This window comes from Flavobacterium amylolyticum (genome assembly GCF_048284335.1).
Classification (GTDB): Bacteria; Bacteroidota; Bacteroidia; order Flavobacteriales; family Flavobacteriaceae; genus Flavobacterium.
Map to the genome: position 1 here is coordinate 922,666 of NZ_JBLVPG010000001.1, position 18,276 is coordinate 940,941.

The following is an 18,276-nucleotide window of genomic DNA, read 5'->3' on the forward strand; positions in this document are numbered from 1 at the left end:
CTATTTTATTCTTTTTTTTCTATTCTAAAACCTACCTCCGTAATTCCATCTAATGCTGTTACACCCGGGACTTTACCATTTTCTCTAACTGCCTGTTTGATGTAGACTTTGTATTTTGATCGAAACCGCACATTTTCCTTATAAAACAGTTTACTCTCTTTTATATCTGAAAAACCATCGCCTAATAATGTACCGTCTGGATCTGCCATTTGGTATTCGAGCGTATCCACTTTTGTAAAACCATTAGGTAATTCCAATGCCACTATTAAAAACAAATTATTGTATTGATACTTGTTATTGGCTCTCAAATTTACAAATAAATCATACCGCTTAGTGGAGTCCAATTCTGGTAAATTGAAGGTTACAATACTGTCTTTATGCCAATCACTTCCAACAGATTTATACTCATCAAAAACTCTTTTTTTATCACAGGAAGCAAAAAGGATTACCACTAAAAGGAGTAAAGTGCTATTTTTTATCCACATTTTTAGTAATAATTATTGGTTTTCTTGGTTCGGCAGGCTTTTTGTCATTTGGAGTCTGACGGTTATTATTATTAGCGGGCTTGTTGTTATTTGCAACAATTGCATTTTCTCCTGCCGGTTTGCGTTTTTTATTGGGTTTTTTCTTTGCTTTGGGTTGGTCAAAACGGGTTAAGCTTTCTTGTCCCATTGCATTATTGAAGTTTTTCTCTGGTTCAACAATTAGTTCTATTGCAAAATCTTCCAGCGAAGAAACTTTATTTTTTAGTTTGTTTTCAGCAACAATTTCTTTGACTTGATCAATTTTCAGTACATGCCAATTCGCAAAATTATTAGTGTAAGCAAACCACATTAACCCCTTGAAAATATCTTGTTTCTGGCAAATTGCATCTCCTTTTTCCGTCACCAATTTTGTTTCGAAATCTGGAAAATCTTTCAACGCATCCATGTACGTATCCAACTCATAGTTCAAACAGCATTTTAATTTTCCGCATTGTCCTGCCAGTTTTTGTGGATTCAAAGACAGTTGTTGGTACCGTGCTGCAGAAGTATTTACACTTCTAAAATCCGTTAACCAAGTTGAGCAACACAATTCTCTACCGCAGGAACCAATCCCTCCTAAACGGGCTGCTTCTTGACGAAAACCTACTTGTTTCATCTCAATACGAGTACTGAATTCTTTAGCGAAATCTTTAATTAACGCACGAAAGTCAATACGATCATTTGCGGTGTAATAAAACGTAGCTTTTGATCCATCTCCTTGAAATTCAATATCGGAAATTTTCATTTCCAGTTTTTGAGCAATCGCTAATTCGCGGGCACGAACCTTCATTGGCTCTTCTTTGTCCCTTGCCGTTGACCAAATATCAATATCTTTTTGAGATGCCTTTCTATAAATTTTAGGAACATCAGTACTCAAGTGATTGACTCCTTTTTTCTTCATCTGGATTTTAACCAATTCTCCGGTCAAAGTAACAATCCCTATATCATGTCCTGGAGAAGCAACAGTAGCAACGATATCGCCAATGCTTAACGTTAATTTTTCAGTGTTTCGGTAAAATTCTTTTCTGCCGTTTTTGAAGCGTACCTCAACACAGTCAAAAGGAGCGTCGCCATTAGGCAAACTCATATTAGAAAGCCAATCGAAAACCGTTAATTTATTGCAGCTATCGGTGCCGCAAGTCCCATTATTTTTACAACCCTTAGGTGCGCCACCATCCGAAGTTGAACAACTTGTACATGCCATAATCTTATATGTAGTGTTGCGACTCGCACAACTTAAGTTCTTAAAACGTTTAATTTGTAAAGATAGTATTTTTTAATTTTACAGCACAACGCATAAAAGCGTCAATAATTCATAAATTTCTAATAAATAAACCCATTACAAATGAGCTTGTAATGGGTTTATTTCGTGTGATTTTATCCTAAATATTTAATCTAGAATCTTATATAATTTATCAGATAATCGAATTCTAAAAGGCAATTTAAAAGTACAAGTGTCTCCAGGAACTGCTTTTTCTTGCGCTAAATCGTTCACCAACATTTCTTCAATTACCAGTTTTTGCTCGCCTGTTGTAGCGCCCTTAATTAAAATCGTATCGCCAATTTTGATTTCGTTTTCTTCAATTAAAAATTGGCCAATACTCGCTTTTGGAAAGAAATGGGTTCCTTTTCCAATATAAATTTTCTTGATTTTTGGTTCTTTTTTAGCTGCAGACCCAAAGCTTTTGGCTGGTTTTTCTGCAACAAAAACACCGTGTGTCTCTTCCTGATTTTTGAAAGTCAGAACGTCTGATTTTCCTTTTTTGAAAATCTTATTTCCGTTTTTAATTCCTCTGCGAATGGCTTTTTGCTCTTCTTCCGGCAAATGAATCACACTTACACATTCAGCAGAACAACAACCTTCCATTTTTTCCTTGCAAGAATCACATTGGATAAAAAGTAAATGACAGCCTTCATTCACGCAATTCGTATGCACATCACAAGGCGCGCCACATTGATGGCATTGCGAAACAATATCGTCTGTGATTCTTTCGCCCAAGCGGTGATCAAATACGAAGTTCTTCCCGATGAATTTACTTTCTAAACCTTCGGCTTTTACCTGACGTGTGTATTCAATAATTCCGCCTTCCAGTTGGTATACGTTTTCAAAACCTTTGTGTTTGAAATAAGCACTGGCTTTTTCACAGCGAATACCTCCGGTGCAATACATCAATATTTTTTTGTCTTGTTTGTGTTCCGTAAGTTGCTCTTCGATAATGGGCAATGATTCCCGAAAAGTATCCACATCTGGTTTGATAGCTTTGGTAAAATGTCCAATTTCACTTTCGTAATGATTTCGCATATCGACTACAATCGTATTTGGATCTTCCAGAAGTTCATTAAATTCCGCCGCTTTTAAGTGGATTCCAATATTCGTCACATCAAAAGTTTCATCGACTAAACCGTCAGCTACAATTTTGTCACGGACTTTTACAGTCAGTTTTAAAAACGAATGATCGTCTTGTTCTACGGCAATATTCAAACGCATTCCTTTCATGAAATCATAGACTTCAATGGAATCTTTAAACGCATAGAAATTATCGGCAGGCAATGATAATTGGGCGTTGATTCCCTCACTGGCTACATAAATTCTGCCCAAAACTTCAAGTGAGTTCCACGCCAGAAATAATTCGTTACGAAATTGTGTTGGATTTGAGATTTGCGCATAAGCATAGAAAGACAGCGTAAGACGTTGTTTTCCGGCATCATCAATCATGATGGCTCTTTCCTCTGCGCTTAATGTGTTATACAGTTGCATGCTATAAACAGTTTTAAGTTGAGAAATATATTTTTTGCAAAAGTATATAATTTAACCACAAAGTTCAAAAAGAAGTCGCAAAGTTTATGAATGGTTTGATTTCTTGGAGCTGTTTCCAGCTTTTCGCTGTATCTCTTGTTTTCGGTATAGCTACAACAAGAGGATGCCGCTGCAATCTGGGCTAAGGTATTTGTGGTAAATAGAAGGTTTAGTTTTTCAAAATTGTAATTATCGCTTCGAGCCACACGAAAGGATTCGTGCCAGAGCGGGGGATAATGTTATTTTATATTATTTTTTTGTTTTATAGAGTCAACTTTTACTTTTATTCTTTCAAGGTCATTAACATTTTTAATTCTAGCCCAATCGGATTGCAATATTTTAATAGTTGAATCTTGAACAAATGGACTTATTTTAATCAAATCATTTTTAAAAACTAAGTTCTGTTTGGAAACAGAAACAGTTTTCGCATAACTTGTATAAATAATAAGAGCTAAAGTTATTGTTAAAATAGTAGTGAAAATAATATAATTATCACCCTTATAAAGTCTCTCTTTTAATTTTAATGCTCTTTGTTCAATTTTTGTTAAGTCTATTAATTGACTTTCTTTTTTAGCAAATAATTCTTCAATTGAATACTCCTTTCTATCAGTGTCTTTATTTTCAATTGCTTCTAGTTCCTCTTTTTGAACTATTATAGTTCGTAATATTTCATCGGCTTTGCTTCGTAAATCATCTTTTGTTATTATAAAATAATAAATAAAAGTTATACAAATAATAGTAAAAATATAAATTAATATTAAACCATTGAATTCCGAAAAAGTGGCTGTGTCATTTTGTGCAATAGCAGAATAATAACTCTTAGAATATTTATCGCTTGCTTGAACACAAACTTTAATAAAAAAAACCCCTAAGTATTCCAATATTGGTTGTATATAAAAAATAAAAACACTTGTTCCTAATGAAATCATTATTTCTTTCTTGTGCTCTAAAATTTTTTCCATACTTACTTGTGTCTTTATTTTAAATTTCCTCAAATATTTACATCTTTTTCTACTCTAAATTTTTTCTAGCCCAGATAGCGGTAGAAATCCTTTTTTATCCGCTTTTTAGCGAGGAAAAAGATTGAAACGAATAGCTGGAAATAGCTCCAAATAAAAAAACCACGCCGAGACGTGGTTTTAAATTTTATGCTTTGGCATGTATTAGCAATACTCGTTGAAAGCGTCTTTCAGGTTCTCAGCAATCAATTCTGCTGGGCGACCTTCAATGTGGTGACGCTCTAACATGTGCACTAATTCTCCGTTTTTGAACAAAGCCATACTTGGCGATGATGGAGGGAAAGGGAACATGTGTTGTCTGGCAGCATCAACTGCATCTTTGTCAACTCCTGCAAAAACCGTAATTAAATGGTCTGGTTTTTTAGCGCCATCTAAACTCATTTTTGCTCCGGGACGTGCGTTTCTAGCAGCACAACCACAAACCGAATTTACAACTACAAGCGTTGTTCCTTCTAATTTCATTGCGTTCTCTACTGCTTCAGCACTATGTAAATCTTGAAAACCTGCAGCAGTTAGTTCTGCTTGCATAGGTTTTACCATTTCTTCTGGATACATATCTTTTTTGTTTTAAATCAATACTAATTCTAAGTTGCAAAGTTACAAAGTTTACATTCAGGAACAGGAGTTGAATTATAAAGTTTTGTTATAGTTTTATTGTTGTTTCATTGCTTTTGAAGCCACATGAAAAATAGCTTTAATAAATAGCATTTTTGGACATTTTAGGATAACCTGAATATCTTGTTTTAATGACGTCTCTTCGTCTAGAAATTTAAAAATCAAAGTTGGATTTCCTTTCTTAAACATCGAAGAAAAGATAGTAGAACCCAATTCATTTTTTCGGTCTAAAATGTCTAACAAAAGCAAATCGTAAAACCAGAATTTAGTTCTTTTATGAAATTTTGTGAAGTCGGTTTCTCTTTGCAGAAAGGCTACCAATTCACTTGATTTTTTATCAGAGTTATTAAAAGTATAGCCCGTACTGGCTTTCGTCCAACCGCCGGAAGTTCCTATATTAAGTACATTTTTAGTATTCGATTTCCAAAAAGGATAACAGGTCATAGGGATACTGCCTTGCTCTTTATCGACGATTTCATAATTTGTAATGCCGAGCTTTTCAATGTATTTCTTGATTTCGTTTTCGTACTCCTCGGTCTTTAAATGCTGGTGGGAAAACAAAGTATATTCTAGTAAAGCCTCGGTTTTGGATGTCGGCAACACGTACATAAATCGGGTATTCCCTTTTTGTTCCACTGAAAAATCCATAAAAGTAGCTTGCTCCGAATTGAAAATAGCTTGTTCACTTTTGATACACCAACCAATAAAATGCTGCTGTAAAACAGGATATTTGGTCTGACTTTCTGCTTTTTGATTGTTATAAATACTGTTAAACAATTTCGAGCAGGAAAAACTTTCAGTTTCAGTTTGTACCAGAATTATAGTTACCGATTCTTCGATTTCTAATACTTTTTTATGGATAAATGTGATGTTTTCTTGTTTCGAAAGCAAATCAAATACTTGCGTGTAAAAATCCAACCCTTTCACCATATTGTAGTGGTATGGTTTCAAATCTAAATCCCTGCGAAAATCTTGATTGGCAAACAAAGCCGAATTCCATTTTTTGGAAATGGATTGTTCCCAAACCGAATCATTGGTTTTCCAAAAACACCACGTTCTGTCGTTGGTTTTTTTGGCATTTTCATCCAATAATAAAATACTTGTATTCTTAAATTTTCCGGATTGCACCATTTTATAGACGGTCATCAAAGCAGATAATCCTGCGCCAGTAAAAATATAATCGTAGTGTTTCATTTGGGAATTTGACATTTCCCCAAAAATAGACAATTTTATTCTTTTAGTTTGGCTAAAATCAGCTTTAATTCTTTTGGTTTTAAGTACCCGCTGTGTTGAAAAATAATCTCATTTTTACTATTCAAAACACACAAAACAGGAAAGTTCAATTGCTTGCTTATTGTTCCTAATGCGATGGCCAGTTCGTGCGTTCCGGAGCTATTTCCCGTGGGTTTGAACTGAAAAGTGGTTTTATTAAAAACAATTGTTTTTTCTTCTTCGGCATTCAAGTCAACAAAATAAAAAGCACTGTTGAGTTCGGTAATGATTTCTCCGTTTTTAAAGGTCGTGTTTTTCATCGCATGGCAAAATTGACACCAGTCGGTTTGAATAAAAACGATTGTTTTTCGCTTTTCAACACCTTGTAAACTGTCTATTTGTTCGAACGAAACCGAATGCAACTGTGCAAATCCGGACGGAATCACACAGCATAAAAGTAATAGTATGACCTGTTTTTTTATCATTATCGCAGCGTATATCGAAGTCCGAAAAAACTTCTGATTCCTTGATTCGGTCCATACACATACGTTGTATCAAACGTTAATCCATACGGGTTTTCAGGTGTTGCCTGTACTTGTCCGTTACCGTCATATACTACATTTTTATCAAAAGGATCATTGGTTCTTGCAATCAGAAACGGGTTGTTTTGTTTCGGCAAAAAATTCAATAGGTTTTTGACCCCAGCATAGAATTCAAAATCTTTTAAACCGGAATACGTGAATTGAACGTTTTGTAAACTGTACCATGGCGATTCTGGAGCACGAGGATCTAGAGTACTCAAAAGTGGCAATTGCATAGGGCTGTACACATTTCCAGTATAATCTACATTCAAATCTAAAGCCCTAAATTTATAGGAAACACTCCAAGTTGCAGTAAATTTTTCGGTCAAAAAAGGTGTTTCTTTTCGGCCATTTTGAACGTTTTTATTGTCAAGCAGGGAAGCACCTGTTATGATTTTTAATCCATTCGGAAAATTGAAATCAATATTCATACTAAGACCTTGACTTATTGCATAACCATTGATATTGTCATAGATGATTTTGTTAGGATCTGTAATGTAGTCCGATACAATTTTATTACTAAATCTGGTATGAAATAGTGAGGTTTCAATTCCTATGAATGTCCCGTTATTAAAATTTATTTTTTTGATATAATTCAAATTGGCGTTTATCGATTGCTCGGGCTTCAAATTATTTGCGATTACAATTTCACGCGCTCCAGTTAAAGCGGCGTGGTCTTCGGTAAATAAATTAACGACTCTAAACCCTGTTCCTGTGTTCAGCCGAATAATATTATTGTCATTTAATTTCCATTTATAGGCTAGCCTTGGCGTTATAATATTTCCATGAAAAGAATTGTAATCGTACCGCATTCCTAATAAAAGTTTGTGTTTTTCAGTAAATGCAATTTCGTTTTGAATAAAAATACCAGGTAACCAAGTTTTTTCTGGGTTGTTACTTCCGAGTTTTGAAGTTGCCGGCGTATTGTCATCATAATAATTATACCGCGTGGCAATTCCTGCTAGCATATCATTTTTTCCTATTTTTTTATCCCAAGTTAGTTGTACAAAACCAATTTTTTGATTGGCAATATAACTGGTTGTACCATAACGACTGTCCTGATAATGCACATTTCCAGAAAAAGAAAGCATCAGTTTTTCAGGAAAAGGCAATTGGTAACTTCCTATTAATTCCGCTCGTTTGGTGTAAATGCTTTCGCCATAAATCTCGTCTCCACCACGGTGTTTTTTCTCCCAGCGCACATCGCCACCAAAACGGTCTTCATAAACGCCGCGCGCCGCAATGGTGAACAATCGGTTTTCTTTTCTGTCAAAAGTCCATTTTTGAAAAAGGGAAATTCGGTCAGAAAGGGTAACATCGGTAAAATTGTCGCCGTCGTTGTCTATTTTTTGATTGTAGCTAAAATAATTCAAACCTATAAGTGCCGTGGCTCTCTGGCCTACATTGAGTTTTACGCCTAAATCAATATTAGTTTCCAACCAAGAAGTAGAAAACACATCGGCAGAAAATAAAGGTGCATTTGTAGGATTTTTGGTAATGATATTAATTAAACCGCCCACGGCTTCACTGCCATATAAGGAGGAAGCAGGACCTTTTACAATTTCAATTCGTTCCACTAATGAATTTGGAATTCCGGATAATCCATACACCGTAGACAAACTGCTCACAATGGGCATTCCGTCTATTAAAACTAGTGTATAGGGACCTTCGAGGCCGTTGATATGGATGTCACCCGTATTGCAAACGCCGCAATTAAGCTGCGGTCGCACCCCATTTACATTTTGTAAGGCTTCATAAATACTCGCCGTTGGATTTTTCTTAAAAAACACAGGAGAATAAACTTCTACCGGAACGGGGCTTTCCAGTCTTTTTACAGGTTTTAAAGTTCCAGAAACCACGACTTCGTTAAGTTGGTTTTCATTATTTGAAAGTTCAAAATCCAGAATAGTGTTTTCATTAATTTTGACCGTTATATTCTTTTTTAAAGTTTGAAAACCGCTTGCCGTAATCTGAATTCTATAATTTCCCTCAGCAATATTCGCTATGTTGTAATTTCCTAAACTATCCGTTTGGGTGGCGTATTTTGTTCCAATTAAAAAAACACGAGCCTCCGAAATTCCTTTTTTTTCTGATGAAACGGACCCCGAAAGACTCGTTTTTTCCTGAGCGTAGCTAAAGTGAACCATCAGAAAAACCAATAATGAGTATAATTTTTTCACAGTACTTAAATTAAATTTAGGCAAATCTAAAAATTATATTTTGCAAAACAAATTTTTTAATTACATTTGTGTCAATAACATAATGATATGAGTAAATCTTTAGAAGAAGTAAACCAATCCGTTTCAACACTAAACAAGAAATCGGTATTTAGAAAAATTCTGGCTTTTTTCGGACCGGCATATTTAATTAGTGTAGGTTATATGGACCCAGGAAACTGGGCTACGGACATTGCAGGTGGCAGCCAGTTTGGGTATGCCTTGCTTTGGGTTTTATTAATGAGCAATATCATGGCGTTGTTGTTGCAAAGTTTAAGTGCTCGATTGGGTATTGTTACGCAACGTGATTTAGCGCAGGCCTCCCGGGAAACTTATTCGCCATTTATCAATTATATATTGTATTTCCTTGCCGAAATTGCTATTGCGGCTTGTGATCTTGCCGAGGTTTTGGGAATGGCCATAGGAATCAATTTACTATTTGATATTCCGTTAATTGAAGGGGTATTAATTACGGTTTTGGATACTTTTTTGTTGCTATTCTTAATAAACAAAGGGATCCGAAAAATGGAAGCATTCATCATCGTGTTAGTAGCCATCATTGGATTCTCCTTTATTTTCGAAATGATATTTGCTCAACCAGAACTCGACAAAGTGCTTTTTGGATTAATTCCTTCAATGCCTAATGAGGCCGCATTGTATATCACTATAGGGATTATTGGCGCCACAGTGATGCCACACAACCTATACTTGCATTCCTCGCTAGTACAAACCAGAAACTTCGAGCGAAGTAAAGCGGGAATTAAGCAAGCTTTAAAATACAATTTTATAGATTCTACTATTGCATTAAACCTTGCTTTTCTAGTAAATGCCGCCATTTTGATACTGGCTGCGGCTACATTTTATAAAAATGGAATGTTTGAGGTGGCTGAAATTCAAGATGCCCACCGATTTCTAGAACCGCTTTTAGGAAGTAAATTTGCACCTATATTATTTGCAGTAGCCTTGATTGCTGCTGGGCAAAGTTCTACAATTACAGGAACGCTAGCGGGTCAAATTGTAATGGAGGGCTATCTTAATTTACGCATTCAGCCCTGGGTTCGAAGAATAATCACACGCTTAGTCGCCATTGTCCCTGCTGTTATTGTAATTACGATTTATGGAGAAAGTGTAACCGGTAAATTACTGATTTTGAGCCAGGTCATCCTAAGTTTACAATTGGGATTTGCCATTATTCCGCTAATTCATTTTGTAAGTGATAAATCAAAGATGAAAGGATTTCATATTGGTAAAATTACTCAAATAGCTTCCTGGCTTATTGCGACCATCATTGTTTCCCTAAACGCTAAATTGGTTTTTGACGAAATAAATGGCTGGCTTGAAACTTCTAATAATCCCATTTTATTATGGTTGACAGTGGTTCCATTAGCCATTGGTTTCTTGATCTTGTTGCTTTATATTGTATTTCAGCCCTTTTTCGGGAAGACAAAAATAGACATTCAAAATCATTCGCCACATAGTTTAAAATTGCGATTTTCAAAATCAGGTACTTATACTAAAAAGAATATTGCCATTTCGGTAGATTTTTCCAGCGCTGATGAAGTAGCGCTTAATAACGCTTTTGAATTAGGCGGAATAGAAGCACAATATACGTTGATTCATGTGGTAGAAACCGTTGGTGCGATGCTTTATGGCGAAAACGTAGATGATCACGAAACCTTAATTGACGAAAAATTACTAGAGCAATACAAAGTCATGCTTACTGATAAAGGATTTACAGTAACAACGCAATTGGGATTTGGAAAACCTAATAAAGTAATTCCTGAAATCATCAATAAAGGAAAATTTGATATTTTAGTAATGGGAACCCACGGTCATACAGGATTCAAGGATTTAGTCTTTGGAACTACCGTTGACAAATTGCGTCACAAAATTGCTATTCCATTACTTATTGTAAAGAATTAAAAGTACTTGGAGCTGCTTCCTGCTATTGGCTATATCTTTTGTTATTTAAAAAAGCAGGAAAAGGGTATCGCTTCAAACGCAGTTCACCGAACTCTAATGAAATTATAAAATAACTGTAATAATCAGGGCTAGGGCATTTGGAATCAAAATAACAAATCACCAATCTAAAATTCAATGACTTTTTCAGAAGAAAACTATCTTAAAACCATCTATCATTTAACGATTATTTCAGATTCAGAAGTAAGCACGAATGCCATTGCGGAAAAAATGGAAACCAAAGCTTCATCAGTGACGGATATGCTTAAAAAATTAGCCGAAAAAGATTTGGTTAATTATAAAAAGTACCAAGGCGTTTCTTTGACAGACCATGGGAAAATAGCAGCAAAAATGATTGTAAGGAAACACCGGCTTTGGGAAGTTTTTTTAGTAGACAAACTCGATTTTTCTTGGGATGAGGTGCATGATATTGCAGAACAATTAGAGCATATTAAATCCGAAAAACTCATTAATAAACTAGATGATTTTCTAGGAAATCCCACCGAAGATCCACACGGTGACCCTATTCCTGATGCCAATGGACAAATCGTTAAAATTGAAAAACAATTGCTTTCAGAATTGCAGGAAAATCAAGCAGGGATTTGTGTTGGCGTTAAAGATACCTCATCAGAGTTTCTGAAATATTTGGATAAACAAGGAATCGCATTGGGTTCTAAAATTGAAATCATCGGAAGAGAAAGTTTCGATTTGTCATTAAAAATAAAAGTAGACCACCAAGATTTAACAATATCCAATAAAATTGCCAGTAATCTATTTGTAAAAGTGATGTAGTGATTTTGGTTCTATCTTTGGATAAACTATTAAAAAAAAAGATGAAAAATGCCTTATTATTGTTTATTTTGATTCTTAGTACAATAACTTTCGCACAAAATCTGAAAACAGAAAAGGTTCAAACCGCAACCATAACCCAGAAAAAGTGTCTTACTAAAAAGGGATTTAATCTGGTTTTGGCAGCAGTTGTTTCAGACTCCAGATGTCCCAAAGGCGTGACTTGCATCTGGGCTGGAGAAGTATCCGTTATTATTTCAGTGTACAAAAATTCAAAATTAGTTGAGGATCACACGATGGTATTCTCGATGAAAAACGTTGATGCAAACAAACAGTGGTTTGCTAAATATTTACCTGAAAAACATAAAAACATAAAAAACTTTAGTGTTTTACCTTATCCAAAAGAAGGAGTCAAAATTGATCCGAAAGATTATCACATACAAATTAAATACTTGAAATAATTTCAATGTTTAATTGGTTAGTATCGTGTTATTTTTTATCACTTTTGAACCCAATTAATTTTCGGTATTTCTGTTCACTTTCCTCTAAAGCAACCTCCAGCTCTTTGTAAGAGGTAATGTCTCTTATATTGGCAACAGCAGCAATTACATAGTTATTTTCATCAATTATTGGTCTGCCGCTAATGACCACACGTTTTTTTGTTTTAGTTTCTGAATTTTCAATTATGATCTCAACATCATCCGTTGATTCCCCTTTTAATGCTTTCTCCAATGGAAGGTTCTGAGCAGGAAATACAGTTTGTTCGTCAGGATAATACAAATCATATTTAGTGGACCAATCCAATGTAGTGGGCGTTAAAGAATCTTCTTTTATTCCAATAATTTCTTCCGCCATGTGATTGGACAAAACAATTCTTTTTTGGTTGTCTGTTACAATGATTCCCTCCCCAATGTTTTCTAAAATTAATTTCAATTTAAGTTCATTAAGATGCATTAATTTATCGGCCTCTCTTTTCTCATTTTCCATTTTTTTTCTGAGAGATATGTCTTTGATAAAAGCAATGAAAATATATTTACCAAGAATGGTTGCTGGAGATATGGTTAACTCAATATCAAATTCTTCGTTCTTTTTATTAAGAGCTGTAATTTCTATGGTTTTATTTATAAACGCACCTTCCCCATTTATGAGGAAATTTTTAAATCCGTTGATGTGATTTTCTCTGTGTTGCTCCGGAATAATTAAGTGGTGCATTGGTTTTCCCATCACCTCAACTAATGACCATCCAAACACTTTTTCGGCTTGAGGGTTCCATCGAATAATATTTCCCTCATCATTTATTACAATCAAAGCATCCGGAGCTTCATTGAATATGGTTTGCAACTGCCCTTCACTTTCTTTTAATTTTTGTTCGGCTGCTTTCCGTTCCGTAATATCTCGCATAATCGCCTTATGTCCGGTTATTCTATTGCCAACTCTTAACTGCATTACGGTTTGTTCTACCCATTTTTGTTCTCTGTTTTTAGTAATAATGGGGAAGGAAAATAATGTTTCGTCTATTTTATGTTTGAACTGATCCAAATAAAATTCTGCGACACGGTCTCTCCATTCGGGAGCTACAATTTCTGAAAATTGCTTTCCTATAATTTCATTTTGGCTATATCCCGTAAGTTTTTTACATGCGGGATTGATGTAAGTAAAATAACCCTTATAATCTGATGTATGAACTACATCGCTTATGTTCTCCACAATTTCACGATATTTTTCCTCGCTTTTACGAAGTGTTTCTATAGCATCCGCCAATTGAGCTGTACGTTCCGTTACTTTGTGTTCGAGCTCCTCATTGAGTTTTTTAATCTCGTTTTCTGAATTTTTCAATGCTGTGATGTCATGAATAACCAGCACTGCGCCCGTAATTGCTCCAAGGGCGTTCTTTAGTGGGCGGGCTGTAACAATTACAAAGAGACCTTCAGGTTTTTTATAATTCTGAATAAATAGTTCCACATTATCTACTTCTTCTCCATTTAATGCTTTCACTAAGGGAATGTCATTTGTATCAAAAATTGTTTTTGTATCCGGCAAAAAGAAGCCATAGGTACTTGCCCATCGATCAATAGGAATATCCATAGGACCAATTCCAATTATTCGTTCACTAGCAGTATTCCAGAGGATAAATTTTCTGTTCTCATCAGCAACAATTAATCCATCGCCCATATTTTGAATAACCGATTGCAGGAGTGTATTCTGCTTATTTAGTTGCTCTTTAGATTGTGCTACTTCATTGTCTCTTTTTTCAATATTGTCCAGCATATTATTAAGGCCCAAGGAAAGAATACTAATTTCATCCTTTCCTTCTACAACCATACGCGTTTTATAATCACCCGTATCTCTTATCTGTTGTATCCCTGTTACTAAATTGAGTAATGGTTTTGAAATGTATTTCTTGATAACCATTGCAATCAGGTATGCCAATCCTATTCCCACTAATAATAGGACTACTCCCAGACGCAAAACGCCCATTTTTATTTTATTGAGCTCTGATAATTCAAATCGGAGACAAACCAAACCTACTGTTTTATTGTCCTTTTTGATTTGGCTATAAACAAACAGATTTTCTTTGGTAAACAGGAAGTTTTTCTGGTCCATTGCCGGTACTGTAAACCGATAATTTGCAATACTGCCAGGTTTTGCATACGAAGCAAACACGGTACCTTTTTTGTCTAGAATACTTGCATTTAAAATATCATTCTGTACGTTTAATTCCGAGATAATTTTATTGGCGGCAGCATTATCCAAAAACTCAAGTGCCGATACCGTATTGAACCCTACAACTTTTGCAATCGCTATTGAACTTATTACTTTTCTGTCCTTGAAGCCTTTGATATCTATTAATACAAAAGCAGCAATACAAAGTCCTAATACAAAAGCAGAGGTAAAAACCTGCATGAGTACCAGCTTATTTTTAATTGATATGTTCCTTAGATTCATCATGTATGTATTGTTTTTTGATGTAAAAACGGCTTTGTTACACTAAAACTATGTGGTTTTCTAATTTTTAATTCTCTTATCTCCAATTCAAAAATAAATTAAAGAAATAGAGGTGTTTAATATGATCCTATTATTGTACAATAATTGCATGCTGTAATAAAAATGAACTGATTCCGATTCCCGCTTTATTAATTGCTTTTAGATTTACTTCAAATTTTAATTTATTTTCAACCATGATAAAATTCATGTGTGCGCCTTTTTTTCCATACCCATTTTGTTCCGTCACAATTAATACTGGTTTACCGGAAAGTTTAGAAAGGATCGTTTCTACAGGAATGGTGCAGTTATAGGGAACAAATAAAATATTGCAAAACCCTAACTCTTTCAATTCTTTGTATTCCTTTACTTCAATTTTTTTATTTTTAGAAAGAATCCGTAATGAAGAAGTTATTGGGCTTTCTTCCAGAATAGCGATCTTGAACGTTTGTTTTTTAGAATAATTTTTCCAATAAACATAATCTATAAAGCGGTATAGAAAATCAGCTTTCAAAGCGTATTCCTTTCCTTCGGTATTCTCTTGGGCCGAAATAGTATTTCCCCCCATTAGCATGAAAAATACGCCTAAAATAAGTATGTGATTTTTAGTTTTCATCCTTCTGTTTTTAACGAATTTCTGTCCTAATTAGAAAAGTGTTTTAAAATTTATAAGCGAGCGACAAACTGAATAAAGTTCCTAATTGGCTAAAATGATATCCTTGATAAGTCATTTGTGAGTAGCGCCCATTGAATGTAATCAGGTTGAATTGCGATTTAACTTGAATTGGATCATTCAATATTGCTTGTCCAGCTGCGTTTTCGGATTTAAATTTCCAATGGGGTAGTACATTTAATATATTATTCACATTGAACATAACAGATAATTGATCCGTTGCAGCGTAATTAATTCCTAAATCAGTGACTATTTTTGGCGTAAATTCTGTTCTTAAGTTTGTATTTAAACCTTCTTGTTTGAAAGTTGTTTTGCCAAAATACGTGTTATTGAGGGATAGATCAAATTTTTTAATTTTATAATCTGCTCCCAAAATCCATTTTGTCTCGGGTCTGGAAGTAAACATCAAAGCCTCCAGTGTTGGCCCAAAATTAGCACTCGCAACGGGAGAAATTCTTTTGTTTTCCAAAGTTACGTTTCCTGATAAATTAAATCCCAAGACTCCATATCCTACTGCAATAGTGCTGTAATTTAAAACCACATCTATCCCTGAAGTTCTTGAGTCAAATGAGTTTTCAAACCAAGCAACACTCCCAAATTGGGTGTTTACTTTGTCTCCCAAAATAATTCGGTCCTCTACTTTTATAGTGTAATAATCTATCGTGAAAATTAAATTTTTCCAAGTATTGGCTCCCAATCCAAAAGTTACATTTGTTGATTTTTCAGCATCTAATTTAGGAATGCCTAAAATACGGGCTTGTGCAGAAATGTTATTAATTAAGCCATTGATTTGTATTCCTTGGCCTGCTACGAAGGAATACTGTGATTTTTGGGTGTAAATTTGGTGCAATGTAGGTGCTCTAAAACCAGAGGAGACGGAGCCTCGTAAAGTAATTTTATCATTAGAAAATTTATACCGGGTACTTAATTTCCATACCGTTGCTGCCCCAAAATCACTATAATCTTCATACCGTACCGTACCGTTTATCAAGAAATCTTTAGAAAAGTCATAGGCAATATCAAAGTATCCTCCTAAATTATAACGATTCCATTTTCCGGAATCTTCAGGCCTGTTTCCAGAAAATGAGTCTGCGCCGAAACCATCCCAGGATGCGGTATCACCTTCAGAAATTACAAAAGTTTCAGTCCTAACTTCTGAGCCAAAACCAATACTGATTTTATCAGACAGAACCTTCGAAATGTCTAAGTTCCCTACCACATGATTAAATGAAGCTCCGCCCGGTTTGAAAAAAATAGGACTATTTTCACGATATAAATTAGTGCCATTTCCATCTTGAATTTCGGACCTATTGTGTGAGTTTTCTATAACATAATCCTGTTTGTTGCCACCAACTGTTATACTAGCATCAACATTCCATCCGTTCTTTATTACTTTATAACCTAATGTTGCATGGTAATCGTTTAAATTACCCGTAAATGTGGGAATATACCCTTTGTATGAAGTAATCGTTCCTTCTGCAAAAAAGTCTAATAAATAAGGTAGATCGTTTAAAGTTATCCCTTCTCCAAAACCCCAATATGGGGCCCGATAATTAGCAAAAGAATTCACTTTCTTGTACACATAAGCAGCATTATAATACAGTTGTGTTTCATCCGATAAATGAAATTCCCCATTCACTAAAAATTTTGCAGCAGCGGTTTCTGGAGATCCATTGCTATTTCGAGCATCTGGATACTTGGTTAGAAAAGCTTTAATATCTGGTAAGGTATTGATACCTAAAATAGTGCCCCCAAAATCAGTGAAATCTCCCTCTGGAGCTACTTTTCCTGGCCTATTGGAAAGCGTAACTTTTGAGAAATCTAACGTGTAATTCACAAAACCTTTGTCGCCTACAGCAGATCCATTGTTCAGACTCACACCCAACATTTCTCCATCGCCTTTAGCGGTAATACCAGTTCTTCCTGTAATGGAACCCTCATTTGTTTTCTTTTTTAAAATAATATTTAATACTCCTGCAATTGCATCCGAGCCATATTGAGCAGAGGCGCCATCACGAAGAATCTCTACTCTTTCTATAGCATCCATTGGTATTGCAGCAATATCAACACCCGTTTCTCCTTGTCCTGGAGAAGTTTGAACATACAGTAAAGCGCTTACATTTTTCCTTTTTCCATTAATAAGTATTAAGGTTCTACTGGGACCCATGTTTCTAATTTCGTAAGGATCGAGCAAGGAAGTCGCATCATTTACAGGAGTTTGAACCGTGTTAAATGATGGGATTTTGTATTGTAACGCTTTGTCTAAAGTGGCTTGTCCAGTAAACATCAGTTCCTCAGCTGATACTACATCCATGGGAAGCGTTGTTGTAGTATTGCTTCGAGGGATCGCGCGCGTTCCAGTAACCATAACTTCAGTAAGATTTTGTCCAATGCCTTCCGATAAAACAACATTTAGGATAGAATCCGTGGTGTCATGCTCTTGCTTAGGAAAACCGAAGTAGCTAAAAATTAAAATGGCTCCTTCTTTTACATTAATGGTATAGGCTCCAATACTATTCGTAGATACGCTGTTATTTGTTCCTTTTTCCGTAATATTAACCCCAGAAATAGCCACGCCCGCATTGTCTATCACAAAACCCGAAATTTCCTTCTGAGCAAAAAGAAACGTAATGTTTAAGGTGAGTACTAATATGGAGGCAAGCTTTTTCATGATTAGTTGTTATTGGTTCATCTGTGGTTTGAAATCAATTGCAACATACTAATTGTAAGAACTTTTCCTGGAATTATTTTACATTATTTACTGGAGATAAAGTAGTTCCTAAAAATAATATTTATGAAATTAAAACGCAGCGTTCTTGTTTTCATATCGGATAGATATTAACTGTTGTTTTCATTAAATTTTTTACAATCAAACAATCATCAATAAAAAAGATCATTGGAACAATCAT

At 35.0% G+C, this 18,276-nt stretch carries 14 protein-coding genes; 3 read left to right on the forward strand and 11 right to left on the reverse strand.

The genetic code is table 11. The features are described from left to right. Window positions 1-5: 5 nt before the first annotated feature. The 8 genes from ACNQF9_RS04145 to ACNQF9_RS04180 all read right to left on the reverse strand — a co-directional run bounded on the left by ACNQF9_RS04145 (window position 6) and on the right by ACNQF9_RS04180 (window position 8,895). Window positions 6-485 carry a gliding motility lipoprotein GldH gene (locus ACNQF9_RS04145; RefSeq protein ID WP_417958981.1) on the reverse strand — a complete coding sequence of 160 codons (480 nt, stop codon included), beginning with the start codon at window positions 483-485 and terminating at the stop codon, window positions 6-8. Further along, entirely contained in the window at window positions 469-1,728 is a 1,260-nt protein-coding gene (locus ACNQF9_RS04150; protein ID WP_417958982.1) for a PSP1 domain-containing protein, read from the reverse strand. Before ACNQF9_RS04150 ends, ACNQF9_RS04145 begins: the two co-directional genes overlap by 17 nt. A gap of 186 nt (window positions 1,729-1,914) precedes the next feature. Next, window positions 1,915-3,282: an oxygen-dependent tRNA uridine(34) hydroxylase TrhO gene (gene trhO / locus ACNQF9_RS04155; protein WP_417989688.1), complete on the reverse strand. Its 1,368-nt coding sequence runs from the start codon at window positions 3,280-3,282 to the stop codon at window positions 1,915-1,917. 278 nt (window positions 3,283-3,560) lie between these two features. Then, a complete protein-coding gene (locus ACNQF9_RS04160; protein ID WP_417989689.1) occupies window positions 3,561-4,283 on the reverse strand; it encodes a hypothetical protein in 723 nt (240 codons plus the stop codon). A gap of 201 nt (window positions 4,284-4,484) precedes the next feature. Continuing rightward, entirely contained in the window at window positions 4,485-4,895 is a 411-nt protein-coding gene (locus ACNQF9_RS04165) for a BrxA/BrxB family bacilliredoxin (RefSeq protein ID WP_091172289.1), read from the reverse strand. Window positions 4,896-4,991: 96 nt separating this feature from the next. Next, window positions 4,992-6,164, reverse strand: coding sequence for a lycopene cyclase family protein (locus ACNQF9_RS04170; RefSeq protein WP_417989690.1), 1,173 nt, complete (start codon window positions 6,162-6,164; stop codon window positions 4,992-4,994). 20 nt (window positions 6,165-6,184) lie between these two features. Then, on the reverse strand, window positions 6,185-6,652 hold the full coding sequence (locus tag ACNQF9_RS04175) for a thioredoxin family protein (RefSeq protein WP_417989691.1): 468 nt from the start codon (window positions 6,650-6,652) through the stop codon (window positions 6,185-6,187). After that, window positions 6,652-8,895 (reverse strand): TonB-dependent receptor, encoded by a 2,244-nt coding sequence (locus ACNQF9_RS04180; RefSeq protein ID WP_417959401.1) that lies wholly within the window; start codon window positions 8,893-8,895, stop codon window positions 6,652-6,654. Before ACNQF9_RS04180 ends, ACNQF9_RS04175 begins: the two co-directional genes overlap by 1 nt. Window positions 8,896-9,015: 120 nt before the next feature. Between ACNQF9_RS04180 and ACNQF9_RS04185 the strand changes: the two genes are divergently transcribed. The 3 genes from ACNQF9_RS04185 (at window position 9,016) to ACNQF9_RS04195 (ending at window position 12,173) form a co-directional block, all read left to right on the forward strand. After that, window positions 9,016-10,887 carry an Nramp family divalent metal transporter gene (locus ACNQF9_RS04185; RefSeq protein WP_417958987.1) on the forward strand — a complete coding sequence of 624 codons (1,872 nt, stop codon included), beginning with the start codon at window positions 9,016-9,018 and terminating at the stop codon, window positions 10,885-10,887. A gap of 174 nt (window positions 10,888-11,061) precedes the next feature. Then, window positions 11,062-11,715 carry a metal-dependent transcriptional regulator gene (locus tag ACNQF9_RS04190; protein ID WP_417958988.1) on the forward strand — a complete coding sequence of 218 codons (654 nt, stop codon included), beginning with the start codon at window positions 11,062-11,064 and terminating at the stop codon, window positions 11,713-11,715. Window positions 11,716-11,756: 41 nt separating this feature from the next. Next, complete coding sequence (locus ACNQF9_RS04195; RefSeq protein WP_417958989.1) at window positions 11,757-12,173, forward strand: hypothetical protein; 417 nt, start codon at window positions 11,757-11,759, stop codon at window positions 12,171-12,173. Between the two features lie 28 nt (window positions 12,174-12,201). Here ACNQF9_RS04195 and ACNQF9_RS04200 read toward each other — a convergent pair whose 3' ends face one another. The 3 genes from ACNQF9_RS04200 to ACNQF9_RS04210 all read right to left on the reverse strand — a co-directional run bounded on the left by ACNQF9_RS04200 (window position 12,202) and on the right by ACNQF9_RS04210 (window position 18,038). Then, window positions 12,202-14,661: a PAS domain S-box protein gene (locus ACNQF9_RS04200; RefSeq protein ID WP_417958990.1), complete on the reverse strand. Its 2,460-nt coding sequence runs from the start codon at window positions 14,659-14,661 to the stop codon at window positions 12,202-12,204. Between the two features lie 127 nt (window positions 14,662-14,788). Then, on the reverse strand, window positions 14,789-15,310 hold the full coding sequence (locus ACNQF9_RS04205; RefSeq protein WP_417958991.1) for a YfiR family protein: 522 nt from the start codon (window positions 15,308-15,310) through the stop codon (window positions 14,789-14,791). Window positions 15,311-15,353: 43 nt separating this feature from the next. After that, window positions 15,354-18,038, reverse strand: coding sequence for a TonB-dependent receptor (locus ACNQF9_RS04210; RefSeq protein ID WP_417989692.1), 2,685 nt, complete (start codon window positions 18,036-18,038; stop codon window positions 15,354-15,356). Between the last annotated feature and the right edge of the window lie 238 nt (window positions 18,039-18,276).